This is a genomic window from Pseudobutyrivibrio sp. (assembly GCF_015057185.1).
GTDB lineage: Bacteria > Bacillota > Clostridia > Lachnospirales > Lachnospiraceae > Pseudobutyrivibrio.
This window is the reverse complement of sequence record NZ_SVEV01000005.1, coordinates 24847-37419: the sequence shown is the minus strand read 5'-3', so window position 1 is coordinate 37419 and position 12573 is coordinate 24847. Positions and strand designations below refer to the sequence as shown.

The window sequence follows — 12573 nt, the reverse complement described above, 5'->3', positions numbered from 1 at the left end:
ATGTAGGACTCTGAGAAATCAGAGTCCATTTGCTTTTGGTATACTTCCTTTGATGATTTTGGCGATTTGTTCTTTGGAGGTGCCGTTTGTTACCTGGTCGAGGACGTTAGAAATTAGGTCGGTGAGGTTGCCGGAGAGGGCAGCTTCGGTTAGTTTCTTGATCCAGTCGATGTCGCCGATGGATTTCTTGCCCAGGTAGATTTGCTCGAAGGCGTAGGTTGAAACCTCGCCGATGGCAGCAACAAAGCATCCGGAAACAACGCCGTTGATTACGGAGCCGGCTACGTTGATGCCGGGGATGACTTTTATGCTGCTGAGGACGCCTTTGGCGGCTGTACTGACGGTGCCCATTTCTATGATTTTATTAATGAATTCTTTGCTGTTGTCGTCCTTTTTGATGCCGTAAATGCTGGCGATGGCTTTAACCTCGGCTAATTCTGTCTGGGCGAGCCATACTGCATCGGTAAATGGAATATTTGGAAGGGCGCCCACCACGATGCCGGCGGTGCTTGCAGTTCCGATAACCGATTGGGACATAATACGGCGGCGCATGATTTTGTATTTCTTCATGTCGGTCTGGGCGGCCTGCTTGCCGTCTGGAAGAAGAGAATTTGTTCTATCAATGAGTTTTGTAAGTCCGAAAGGCGCTACAAATACATCTTCCCCAATTACATATGGATTGGAAAGAACAGGGATGATATCCATGAGATTGCCGCTGACATTTTTCTGTTGTTCAAAAATGCGGCGAACCTTTTCGATATTCTCCTGGCGCTCTGGCTCAGAATAGGAATTAGTGATAACCACGATAATTGGCACAGAAGACCAGATCTTGGCGGATTTTATAAGGTTTTTGATGGTGCTGTCGAAAAACTCGCTGGCAGTGGCATCCAAGCAGAACCAAATCATGTGAATGGCATGATCCTCGTTGTTGATGGATGCTTTGGACCACTTTCGAACGTCGCGAATGATTTTGTTTTGCCTGAGAATGGAAGGCTCAAAGCCTGGTGTGTCCACAAAACGCAGCTTGATATCGTCTGCGGTGTAAATTGTAATCTCTTTTGTGGCGCCGGTGTAGCCCTTTACAGTAAGGGCAGAAGTGGTGCCAGTTAGAGCATTAATGAGGGAGGATTTACCTACCCCAGAATTACCCAATACTAGAACATTACCATATTGTTCACTCATATTTGCTCCCGAAAATCTAAACAAAAAAGGTTAATAGTATAAATCGTCGCCGGTGTTGTACAGCGGCCTGATTCTTGGCATTTTCTTTGAAATCAAAACCAGTAAATCAAACAATTCCAAGTGCTTTTTAAGGAATGTGATGAGAGTTTCTGGCGAACGACGTAGCTTTAGGATAAACAGGACAAGCCGTGGGCGTTTGCCTATGAAGCGCATTAACAGGGAGTGGTTGGTGACAAAATCGATGGCTCCCACCATTCCAGTGTTGAATCCGTTTTGCTGCATAATATCTTTGACGGATTCTACCATTTCAGGCTTCTTGGCTTTGTATTTTAAAACGTAGGCTGTAAGCTGTGCGGCGCTGTCTGAGTAGCGCTGGTCGGAAATGGTGTTTACCAATTTGTCGGTGTCGCCACCCTTCGCATTTACGATAAGTGTCCCTAGCATGTTTGCGATTTTTTCCTTGGAGGACATTTGGATGGAACGGATAAAGCTGTTGAGCATTTTGTCTAAATCAGTCATTTTTTTGTCCTGGCAAGGTGCTTCCCAAACGGACATGCCTCCGATGTCATCATAAAATACAACGGCGTTGGCACAATGGTTCTCGGCAAAGCCAAGACGACCACAATTGGTTCCAAGGTAAAATTGCTTTTCCCCAACATCATTAAGGAGAATATTAACGAAGTCGCTTTCTTCGATTATATTAAATATCTTGTGATTGTTATTTTTAATCTCCTGAGAAAATGTCTGGACAAATTCATCGGAGAAGCCTTGGCCATCGAAGGAGTAGCAGCTGTCGATTCTGTCATCCATGATGGTGATAAATTTGGCTTTGTTGCCACCTTTGGAATGACCGGTGACTGTGATGGTGTCAATGTCGGTAAAATCAAGGGACCTGAACCAGTTTAAAGCATTGGTCTGGAAATCAGTTGGAACCATATAGAGGCCGGCAACATTATCAATCCATTCCGCATCGCTTTGAGTGCCTTTGAAGGCTACGATGGCTTCGTTGAACTGCGGGTCGTATAGAAAGGCACTGCGACCACCGCCGGCTCCGTCGCTCTCATAGTGAACCTGAAGGATAATAATATTTTTCAGATGCTCGTTTGGACGGATGGACCACATGATTTGTTTGTATTCGGCGCCAGTGACGCCGGTACTGTATTCCTTGTCATTTTCGATTTTGGCAGCGTTGTCCAAAACACCATCGATGAAATCGCCTATGGTTCTGGACTCTTGGCTGGTGGAAAGAAAGGTGCCCTTGGGCCCGCCAAGATTCTCGCAGTACAACAAATTATTAATCAAAACAATCTCTTCAATAGACAAATTACTCTTCATAATAGCACCCCAATTATTTATTCAACGAAATACTCTGAGAAAACAGTCTGCCTCTGGCTGGATCAACGTCTGCATTTCTAAGGACCACAAGGTATATTTCGCCAGAAATATGCTGTTGCTTGAAAAGCTCTGCAATATCCTGGGCAACAGACTTATAGTCCGTGGTGTTAAGCTTTGAGGCATCTAAGAAAATTTTGAAATCATTGTCGGCTTGGATTTCGCCGGAGAGAACCTGCGTTGGAACCAAGTTTTCTCCATAGTCCTTGCCAAGGTATTTCCAAAAGGAAACAACCACATCGATTACCGGATATCCGTTATCCGAAAGAAGCTTTGAAATGTCGTCTTTGATAGGAGTACGGATTACCTCGCCGTAGAAATCGTCCTTGATTTCAAGCTCAGAATCGGTATTTTCAACGGTGGCAATAAAAGCAGAGTCCCTGTTAATCTGGTTTGAAATGTAATACCACTCGTTGTATGGGCGGATGGTGCCTTCCTTTGGCTCGCAGCCAGTTATCTCAAAGGTGTAGCTTGGATATTTCTCAGGCAGGTATTCTGCAAGGCTTCGCATCTCATTTAAAAGTTTGATATCGGAGTCACAGAGGTTGCCGTTTTCGATTTCCTCAGTGTGAAAGGTGATGCCTGATAATAATTTTTTTTCAGATTCAGATAGTGTCAACATTTTTTCTCCATTCCTTTATTAGATGGCTTCACAATACTTAAGGAGTGCGCTTTTGGTAATAGGCTTTGAGAAAAAATAGCCCTGTAAATAGTCCACTCCAAGTGCTTGAAGCTTGTCGATTTGACTTTGAGTTTCAACGCCTTCAACTAAGATTTTGCGTTTCATCTGGCGAATCATATGGACGCAATTCTCTAAAATGATTTGCCCAATCTCGCTGTTTTCCGCATCCCAGAGAATGCTCTTGTCGATTTTAACGATGTCGAAATCCAGCGAGAAAAGAGTGTGCATATTGGAATAGCCGGTGCCGTAATCATCCATTGAAAATAGGAAGCCATTGGATTTTAATTCCTTGATAACGTCAGCAAGGAGCTCGTAATCGCTGGCCGAAACGGACTCTGTGATTTCAAAGTTGATAAAATTTTTCGGGATGTCGTATTTATCAACTATGCCTAGAATCCTGTTAACAAAGCCATTTCCCATGCATTGGAGAACGGAAAGATTCACATTGATGCAGTCCATGCCAAGCTTCATAGGTTCGCCGGTTTTGATGAAGGCGCAGACCTGATTGAGAACGAAATCATCGATATCGTCAATGTAGCCGGCTTGTTCGGCAATAGGGATAAATTCCTCGGGATAAACAACGCCGATTTTTTTATCGTGAAGTCTAATCAATGCTTCGGCGCCGTGTAACCTCAGGCCTTTTAGGCAATGGGTAGGCTGATAATAGACCTCGAAGCTGCCATTTTTCAAGCCATTGGAAACAGCGGACTCTACAGCAGCTCGTCTTATGAAGAAATACAGGTCCTCATTTAAAAGAATTTTGTTTTCGAAATCCTTTGGAACAGGACTGTCTATCATATATAAAAGATCCTCTAAGGATTTGATCTGGCTTGGAATGACGCCAATCATGATTACCGGAGTAAATCTGATGGAAACTCCGTGGACAATCCAGTCATCCTGAAAACGTTTGTAGATATTCTTAGCAAAATCAATGATATCGAAATTATTTTTCTCGAAGGAATCCTGCCTCTGTAAAAGCACCATGGTATTCTCATCGGCGTGATAGAGTAGCTGCCTTGGAACCAATGTCTTGAGATAGTCTGTGATTTCTTTCATGATTTCATCGGAATTTGAGACGCCGGTATTTTTGCTGATCATGTCGATATTTGTGATTTTCAAACAGAGAACATTCATGGAATGTCTTTTCATCAGCAGGTGTTTGACATCATTTTTCAAAGCGTTTCTATTGTAAACGTTGGTCTCGGTATCAATACGGTCGTCCTCGATTTCCACGGCAATCATCAGACCCACAAGTGCTAATGCTTCGCAGAAAAGCTCGCTTTTGATGCCTATGCTAATGAATTGGACGATTACACCGAATAATGTGAGGCAGAAGAAGTAAATCATGGAATATCGGTTGCGTCGCCTCAGGGCATGCCATGACAACAAAAGATTCGTAAATGCGATACTGGTGTAAATCATTGCGATGATATAGATGAAATTCTCGCCCCAGTTCCTATGGAAAAGCAAATTCTCGTCGTACCAGTAGACATAATGAGTGAGCGGGTTAAGGCAAACAAAAATTTCAGTTAAAATAAATGGGAATAAGCAAATGAATTTAAGATATTTGGGCCTGTCTAAGGAAGTCCTGGTAACATTCATGACATAGTAGAACAGGGTAGGAGCCAATGCGCTGTGAACGATGAAATAGAAAAGCTCCAGGCCGTAACGGAGATGATAAAAAACGTAACTCAAGTGAATCAATGGCTCAATGGATTCTAGCAGAAAGCAGGTCAGTCCATTAATCAGAACAATATAATTCATCAAGAGAAAAATTTTGTTATGTGTCAAATCCGTTCTCTTTTGGAATAAGGTGAACGCTATTGATGTGATGCACACCAAAAGAGCAGCACAATAAAATGCCATGTGAAATAGATTAGTGTATGTCATATATACATCCTCATGGTTTGTTAACTGCATCCGTTATTTATTATAACTTTAAACGCTAAATTGCGCAAAATGGTGAAATGTTATACTACTTTATATCATGGAAATCAGGTACAATAGAAGCTAGTAGTGAAACTTCTTTTGCAGGTCCTAACAGCTCTACCGATGGTGGAGATAATTCCATGATGGAAAGTGTACAATATCACATGGCATCATTTGACTATGCATATAGATGTATATCTGTAATGGAATGGTTGTTTGAAAACTAGCGGGAAAAAAAGATGTAATGGGGGGAGATACAAATGAAAACAAGAGAAGAAGCATTAAACTACGGTCTGGCATTTCCATATACATATCAGGAGGCTCCATTTCATGATCCGAATTGGCAACTCATTAGAGTGAAGCCCAGCAAAAAGGCTTTTTTGTGGTCCTATGAGAAGGATGGACAGATTTGTCTAAATCTGAAATGCGATCCAGAATGGCGGGATTTCTGGAGACGTACCTATAAATCCGTTATTCCTGGCTATCATCAGAATAAGGAGCATTGGAACACTGTGATTTTGGACGGCAGCATTCCAGATGATGATGTGAAGCGTATGATTGCAGAAAGCTATGATTTAGTGACAGACTCACCTACAAAACGTATATACGAAGCAGTGAAACGCATTCCACAGGGCAAGGTGGCAACCTATGGTCAAGTGGCTGCTATGGCAGGCAATCCTAAAATGAGCCGTGCTGTTGGAAATGCCCTTCATAAAAACCCAGATTTTGAAAACATTCCATGCTATCGAGTGGTAAATTCCAAGGGCGAGCTGGCAGGTGAGTATGTATTCGGCGGAGCCTGGGCTCAGAAGGAACTGCTGGAGGCTGATGGAATAGAAGTGATAGGTGGAAAAGTAGATCTAGAGAAATATGGTCTCAAGGATTAAGACAGTATGAGTAATGTCAGCAGTTAAAACTTGGCTGAGAATATTACGTTTCCCGCATTACAATCCACCCAGATTTTGCCACTATGTTCGGTTACAATGGCTTTGGCAATGGAAAGGTCGAGGCCGTAGTGACCGTGGTTTTCAGCTCTAGATTGATCTGACTTGTAGAATCGTTCAAAAATCATTTCTCGCTCATTCACTGGAATCTCTTCACCGGTATTTGAGGCAGTCAAAAGGACTTTTCCGCTGTCTTCGGATAACGAAATAAGTATGCTGCCGCCGGAGGTGCAGTGGCTGATTGCGTTGTCAGTTAGTATAGAAACCAGTTTTTCTATATTTGAGCTGTCGCAGGTTTTCATGATGTTATCGTCGATTTCATAGTTTAATTCTAAGCCGCGCTCGTAGGCTGTGGCTTCAAAGGGCATAATATTAGCAAGGGCTAATTCACTAAGGTTTACCTCACTCATTACTGGTTTTATGTTTTCGAGACGTGCCAAATCCAGTAGCTGGTGAACGATGGTAGACATTCTTTCGTTTTCATATTTTATATTCTCAAGCCAAGGATTGCTTTGCATATCTCTGCTAAGGAGCTCCGCGTTGGCGCTGATAGTAGAAATAGGGGTTTTCAATTCATGGCCCGCATCAGAAATAAATTGTTTCTGTTTTTCATAGGCTGTTTCTATTGGCTTCATTACCCATCCAGACAGGATAAATGCAAGAATAGATAGGATGACAATCGAAACTAAGCCGAAAACTACCATGTTTTTTATTAGGTAGGAGATGGTTAAATCCATAAGGACAGTGTCCATCATGGTGACCAAAATGTAGTCATCGCCCTGAGTGATTAGGTATGTGACGGTTTCGCCTTCGCCATAGGTTTGGCCAGAATCTAATAGATTTTTGGCGTAGGCAGTTAATTCCTCGTCAGAAAAACCAGATGGGGCATCGTTTAAAATATCAATGGGATTGCCATCTAGATCAAAGGCTACTGCATAAAAGGTGGACACCTGAAAATTGTGAAATGAAGTGCTTGGAGTTGTGATAGGTGCTTCGCCTAAATTTAAAGGTGCCAGCTGAGATGAGTCAGGAAATCCGTTTATATCGTAGGAATCAGCAAAAATCTGAAGCATTTCTTTGCTTTCTTTTGTAGTTTGGATTTTGGTGGTGCCGTATATGATTGCAAGGGTAGCAAACATGATTGCTACCAAAAACATCATTATTATGACTATTAAACGGAGTCTAGACTTTGATTTCATATTTAACCTCGCAGTTCGTATCCCATGCCTCGGATAGATTTGATTTCTGTTTTTGCGCCAAGGAATTTTAGTTTCTTTCTGGTGAATGATATGTAGACTTCTACATTATTGTATTCCGCCTCATTGTTGTAGCCCCAGACCTTTAGGGCAAGCTGCTCCTTGGAAACGATTTGGCCTTTGTTGGAAATGAGATATTCCATTATTTTAAATTCCTTTTCAGGAAGGCGTATTTCCTTATTAGTGGAGGTGCAAATCAGGTTCAAGGATTTGGTGTTTAAATTTAAATCAAAGGCAGTCAATAAGCCATCGGTTTCCTTGGCGTTTCGACGAATCAATGCACGAAGCCTAGCTAGTAGTTCTTCTATTTGAAATGGTTTTGTTAAATAGTCGTCGGCGCCGCAATCTAGTCCTGTAACCTTGTCAGTGATATCGCTTTTGGCGGTGAGCATGATAATAGGAGAGGAAACTCCTTCGGCTCGTGCCGCAGATACAATCTCAAAGCCGTTCATGCCAGGAAGCATAACGTCGCAGATTACTGCATCGTAAGAATTTTTAAGAATAGCGTCATAGCCACCGAGGCCTTCATCAGCCACGTCAACTGAGTATCCTTCTTGTCGCAGCAGCTCAGATACTGCCGCAGACATTCTCTTTTCATCTTCTATTAATAGAATTTTCATTTTTACACCTCATAATTTACTACGTAATTATTATAGTGCAATTTTAAATGTTAATGCTTGAAGAAACCTTGAAAAATCAATGTTCAAATAATCTTCACATTATTTCAAGCTTTCTTCAAGGTTCGAGGTCTAAATTACAATCACGATCTGAAAACAAAAGCAAATTGAAGGAGGCTTTTAATGAAAAAGAGATTAGTTTCTTTATTGATGGTTGCGGCGCTTGCTACTAGTATGGTGGCTTGTGGTACAGCGACAGATACAAGTTCTGAAACCACTACAGAGGCATCAGCAACAACAGAGGTAAGCGAGGAGCAAGCCTATATAGAGGAAACTCTTAACCTTGCAAATAATGAAGAGGTTACATGGAGTTACGATGCTGACGCAGATGCATGGACAATGTCAATCGTATCTGCAGTTGCTTATCCTGAAATAGAAGATGAGCAGGGCGTTTCTGTTTGTGTTCCAGGAGCTTATGTAACTGGTATTGATACAGATGGTGATGGTCAGGCAGATGTTACTTCTGCAGATTATACAGAGGCAGTTCATGGTTCGCTTGTAATCGATTATGAAGCAGAAATTATTAGCTCAAACGGTCAGGTTTACACAGCGGCAACTGCTCCAGTTATCGTAAATACAGGTGCTGCAGGCTACAGCTCATCAACAAATACAGAGGCATCTACAACATATGCGTCTGAGGGCTATATCAATATGTCTTGCGGTAATAGAGGAAAGAACGATACAGCAACAGATGAGGATGGAAATGAGTATTATACAGGCGATGCTCCAAGCTGCTTGGTAGATCAGAAGAATGCTATTAGATTTGTAAAATACAATATTCTCCTTGGAAATCTTCCAGGAAATACAGATTACTTCGTATCAACAGGTGGTTCCGGCGGTGGAGCTCATGCCACAATGGTTGCAGCAACAGGTAACAATTCAGATTTCTACGATTATGAAATCGAGGCTGGTGCAGTAGGTGTATATCAGAATGAGGATGGCTCATACTCAACATCAGTAACAATCGATGGAACAACATACGAGATTTCTGATGGCGTTTGGGGTTGTATGGCATACTCAGCAATTACATCTTTATACGAAGCTGATATGGCTCTTGCTTTTGAGTATTACATGGACAATGATTACGATTTCGGCACAGAGTTCAAGGAGCAGTTGGCAGAGTATCTTTCAGAAGAGTACATGGAATATATCAACGAGCAGAATCTCTCAGTAAATGAAGCAGATGTAGAGCTTGATATAAATGGTGACGGAGATACAACAGACACAATCGCACTTTCCATCGAATATGATGAGGACAAGTACGCTGATACAAACGGTTATGGTGGAACATATGTTGATTTCTACTTGGCAGAATTTGTATCAAATCTACAGTGGTATTTGGACAACTTAGATTATGCAGAGGGCTGGACATGGTTTGATGAGGATGGCAATGCTCTTTCTGATGAAGAGGTTGCTAGCATGACATCTGAGGACAAGGCTGAGGCATTTATCGAGGGTAGATATGCTAAGAGTTCTTCAAGTGATGGTATGATGGGTGGCCCTGGCGGCGGAGCACCTGATGGAGCAGGCCCTGGTGGAAATATGGAAGGTGGCCCAACAGGTGAGGCACCAACAGGAGAAGCTCCAGCTGAGGCTAGTGCTGACACAGAAGAGACAGATGATAGAAGCTTTGCAAATGATGACGTAGCAGCAAACTCTGCTGGTGACACAATGGATGTTGGTACACCTGATGAGGGAACTACTCAGTCAGCTGGTACAACAACTGATTCTGCAAACTATAGCACATACGAGGAAATGCTTGAGGCTTATCAGAATGATATTGCTGAAATCCAGGCAGGTGACGAGTATGGAAACAACATTGTAGATCTTTATAATCCACTTAATTATATTGGTGATGAGGACACTGATGATGCTACATGGGTAAGAATCCTTTGCGGCGCAGCTGAAGGTGATATCTCAATGTTCAATTCACTGAACTTACAGATTGCAATGCTTTCTGCAGGCATCGATGCAACAATCGATTGGCAGTGGGATGGTGGACACGTTCCATCAGAAATCCTTGGAGATAGCCTTTCATACTACGTAGACAAGATGTACGGTGAATACGTAGATGGTGCAGTATCTATCGAGAAGGCTGAGGCAGAGACACAGACTGAAAATGGAGATGCAACAGAGGCAACTGGAACAGATCTTTCTAGCTGGGTTGATTACAGCGACATCTCATCAGTTTCATTTAGTCTCGCAGATGCAGTAAGCTACAGAACAAATGGCGCAAGCAAGACTATACCTGGATTTGACGTTATGGATTATGGTCAGGAAGACTATGTATTCGGCGACAGCGATTCTGATGCACGTCACTGGAGCGAAAAGCTCTTAGAAGTATTAGAAGAACATGCAGATGTTTTATCAGAGCTTTTTAATTCAGGAAACTAAATAGTTTAATAACTGTCCACAATATGTGGGTTAGTAACAAGCGAGGCTGAGGTCTCGCTTGTTTTTTTAAATACGGTATCTTTTTCCAAGCAATGTGATAAACTTATATTTATTACGATATAAGGAGAAGACAAAATGGGGAATAATGTAAAGATTACGTCAGAATTTTGGGGAAGATACAGAAATCTGGTTCGCACAGAAATGATTCCGTTTCAGTGGAATGTATTAAATGATATTGCTGGGATTAAAATCGAAAAAGAGCGTTTGAACGATGATGGAATTCCAAGCGAGAAAAGCCATGCAATCGAGAATTTTAAGGTCGCTGCGGGTAGAACCCAGGGCACTCACTATGGCTGGACATTTCAGGATAGTGATGTTTATAAATGGCTAGAGGCAGTGGCGTATTCTCTTAGGGAAAAGATGGACCCTGAGCTAGAAAAGAAGGCGCTTGAGGTAATAGATTTGATTGCTGATGCCCAGGAAGAGGATGGATATTTGGATACTTTCTATTCGATTCTCGGAATCCAGTATAGATATCAGAGCCTGGCCGGTAGTCACGAGCTGTATTGCATGGGACATTTCATTGAGGCTGCCGTGGCATATTACGCTGCCACAGGAAATGAGAAGGTGCTGACCGTAGCAAAAAAGGCAGCAGACAATATCGATGACAATTTTGGCCCTGAGGATGGAAAAATCCATGGCTATGATGGACATGAGGAAATAGAAATTGGACTTCTCAGGCTTTTTCATGTGACAGGAGAAAATAGATATTTAAAGCTTGCAAAATATTTTCTGATGGAAAGAGGAAAGCATCCAAATTTCTTTAGAGAACAGGCTGAGAAATACCAAGGCCCAAATGCTTTAAATGGAATTGAAAAAGCAGCAGATACATATTTTCAGAATCATAAGCCTATATTGGAGCAGGATACAGCAGAAGGCCATGCAGTTCGTGTGGTATATATGTGCACAGCGCTGGCAGATTTGGCAGCTACAACAGGCGATGCAGAGATATACGGCGCATGTAAAAAGCTTTGGGATAATATTACATCTAGAAGAATGTTTATTACCGGAGGGAGTGGTTCTACGTTCCACGGCGAATCATTTACTCTGGATTACGATTTGCCAAACGACACAATGTACTGCGAAACTTGCGCTGCAATCGGTCTAATATTTTTTGCAAGACAGATGCTTAGAATCGAGCCTAAGGCTGAGTATGCAGAGGTAATGGAGCGTACTCTTTACAACTGCGCATTGGCAGGAATGGCATTGGATGGCAAGCATTTTTTCTACGTAAATCCGTTAGAGGTAAATCCTGCTAAATCTTTAAAGGATCCAGGGAAGAGTCACGTAAAGCCTGTACGCCCATCATGGCTTGGCTGTGCATGCTGTCCACCTAATTTGGCGCGAATGATAACATCCTTGGATGATTACGTATATACGATATCTGATGATGCTATTTTGATTAACCAGTATATTGATTCTGAGTCTACTTTTGAATATAAAGATGGCACCGTGACGATAAAGCAGGCAACAGGGTATCCTTGGGATGAAAAGGATGGGGTTGTCATTAATAATAAAACTAAGTCTGTGGTAAGGATTGGAATCAGAATCCCAGCCTGGACAGCAAATGCAACATTAAAGATCGATGGAAAAGCTGCTGAGATTTCAAAAGAAGATGGCTATCATTACGTGGATGTGACAGCTGGTGGCTCAATGGAAATAGAATTGACATTTCCTATGGAGATAAAGAGAAATTATTGCAATCCTCTAGTATCAGAGGATATTGGAAAAGTGGCTATCTCTAGAGGGCCTTTCGTTTACTGTTTGGAAGGTGTTGATAATGGAACCGAAATAAATGGATTGCGTTTGCCAGAGGATTCCACCTTTGAATATGAGTACAAAGCAGGTTTATTAAATGGAGTAGGAGTTATTAAGGCAAAGGGAAAAAGAGTGGAGCTTTCTACGTCAACTGAGCTTTATACAAATAGTAGACCTACAGAGGAGAATGCAACGCTTACATTTATTCCATATTATGCATGGGCAAATCGTGGAGAAAATGAAATGGAAGTGTGGGTAAGAGAGTAATAGTATGAAAACAATCAAGGTTGACCTGGGAG

10 protein-coding genes are annotated in these 12573 nt (G+C 42.0%); 4 read left to right on the top strand and 6 right to left on the bottom strand.

What is annotated here, in order from left to right:
• Nucleotides 1-18 precede the first annotated feature (18 nt).
• The 4 genes from E7276_RS03325 to E7276_RS03310 are packed head-to-tail and all read right to left on the bottom strand — an operon-like array spanning nucleotide 19 to nucleotide 5176.
• Nucleotides 19-1182, bottom strand: coding sequence for a GTPase (locus tag E7276_RS03325; RefSeq protein ID WP_294213713.1), 1164 nt, complete (start codon nucleotides 1180-1182; stop codon nucleotides 19-21).
• A gap of 30 nt (nucleotides 1183-1212) precedes the next feature.
• On the bottom strand, nucleotides 1213-2517 hold the full coding sequence (locus E7276_RS03320; RefSeq protein WP_294213711.1) for an Mbeg1-like protein: 1305 nt from the start codon (nucleotides 2515-2517) through the stop codon (nucleotides 1213-1215).
• 13 nt (nucleotides 2518-2530) lie between these two features.
• Nucleotides 2531-3196 carry a hypothetical protein gene (locus E7276_RS03315; RefSeq protein WP_294213707.1) on the bottom strand — a complete coding sequence of 222 codons (666 nt, stop codon included), beginning with the start codon at nucleotides 3194-3196 and terminating at the stop codon, nucleotides 2531-2533.
• Nucleotides 3197-3214: 18 nt separating this feature from the next.
• On the bottom strand, nucleotides 3215-5176 hold the full coding sequence (locus E7276_RS03310) for an EAL domain-containing protein (RefSeq protein ID WP_294213705.1): 1962 nt from the start codon (nucleotides 5174-5176) through the stop codon (nucleotides 3215-3217).
• 47 nt (nucleotides 5177-5223) lie between these two features.
• On the opposite strand from E7276_RS03310, the gene E7276_RS03305 reads away from it, so the two are divergent.
• Complete coding sequence (locus E7276_RS03305; protein ID WP_294213703.1) at nucleotides 5224-5412, top strand: hypothetical protein; 189 nt, start codon at nucleotides 5224-5226, stop codon at nucleotides 5410-5412.
• Between the two features lie 33 nt (nucleotides 5413-5445).
• The gene (locus tag E7276_RS03300; protein WP_294213700.1) at nucleotides 5446-6072 is read left to right on the top strand and encodes a methylated-DNA--[protein]-cysteine S-methyltransferase; all 627 of its coding nucleotides are present in this window, start codon (nucleotides 5446-5448) and stop codon (nucleotides 6070-6072) included.
• 23 nt (nucleotides 6073-6095) lie between these two features.
• Here the strand turns inward: E7276_RS03300 and E7276_RS03295 are convergent, their stop codons facing one another.
• Nucleotides 6096-7328: a sensor histidine kinase gene (locus tag E7276_RS03295; protein WP_294213698.1), complete on the bottom strand. Its 1233-nt coding sequence runs from the start codon at nucleotides 7326-7328 to the stop codon at nucleotides 6096-6098.
• 2 nt (nucleotides 7329-7330) lie between these two features.
• Entirely contained in the window at nucleotides 7331-8005 is a 675-nt protein-coding gene (locus tag E7276_RS03290; protein WP_294213695.1) for a response regulator transcription factor, read from the bottom strand.
• Between the two features lie 180 nt (nucleotides 8006-8185).
• On the opposite strand from E7276_RS03290, the gene E7276_RS03285 reads away from it, so the two are divergent.
• Together E7276_RS03285 and E7276_RS03280 are read left to right on the top strand one after the other, a co-directional pair.
• Complete coding sequence (locus E7276_RS03285) at nucleotides 8186-10456, top strand: hypothetical protein (RefSeq protein ID WP_294213694.1); 2271 nt, start codon at nucleotides 8186-8188, stop codon at nucleotides 10454-10456.
• A 135-nt stretch (nucleotides 10457-10591) separates the two neighbouring features.
• A complete protein-coding gene (locus tag E7276_RS03280) occupies nucleotides 10592-12541 on the top strand; it encodes a glycoside hydrolase family 127 protein (RefSeq protein WP_294213691.1) in 1950 nt (649 codons plus the stop codon).
• Nucleotides 12542-12573: the final 32 nt, after the last annotated feature.

Bases quoted from the DNA above. Each gene is read 5' to 3' on its own strand.
- E7276_RS03315 (WP_294213707.1), bottom strand. From the start codon at position 3,196: ATGTTGACACTATCTGAATCTGAAAAAAAATTATTATCAGGCATCACC.
- E7276_RS03320 (WP_294213711.1), bottom strand. From the start codon at position 2,517: ATGAAGAGTAATTTGTCTATTGAAGAGATTGTTTTGATTAATAATTTG.
- E7276_RS03300 (WP_294213700.1), top strand. From the start codon at position 5,446: ATGAAAACAAGAGAAGAAGCATTAAACTACGGTCTGGCATTTCCATAT.
- E7276_RS03280 (WP_294213691.1), top strand. From the start codon at position 10,592: ATGGGGAATAATGTAAAGATTACGTCAGAATTTTGGGGAAGATACAGA.
- E7276_RS03310 (WP_294213705.1), bottom strand. From the start codon at position 5,176: ATGCAGTTAACAAACCATGAGGATGTATATATGACATACACTAATCTA.
- E7276_RS03290 (WP_294213695.1), bottom strand. From the start codon at position 8,005: ATGAAAATTCTATTAATAGAAGATGAAAAGAGAATGTCTGCGGCAGTA.
- E7276_RS03325 (WP_294213713.1), bottom strand. From the start codon at position 1,182: ATGAGTGAACAATATGGTAATGTTCTAGTATTGGGTAATTCTGGGGTA.
- E7276_RS03285 (WP_294213694.1), top strand. From the start codon at position 8,186: ATGAAAAAGAGATTAGTTTCTTTATTGATGGTTGCGGCGCTTGCTACT.
- E7276_RS03295 (WP_294213698.1), bottom strand. From the start codon at position 7,328: ATGAAATCAAAGTCTAGACTCCGTTTAATAGTCATAATAATGATGTTT.
- E7276_RS03305 (WP_294213703.1), top strand. From the start codon at position 5,224: ATGTTATACTACTTTATATCATGGAAATCAGGTACAATAGAAGCTAGT.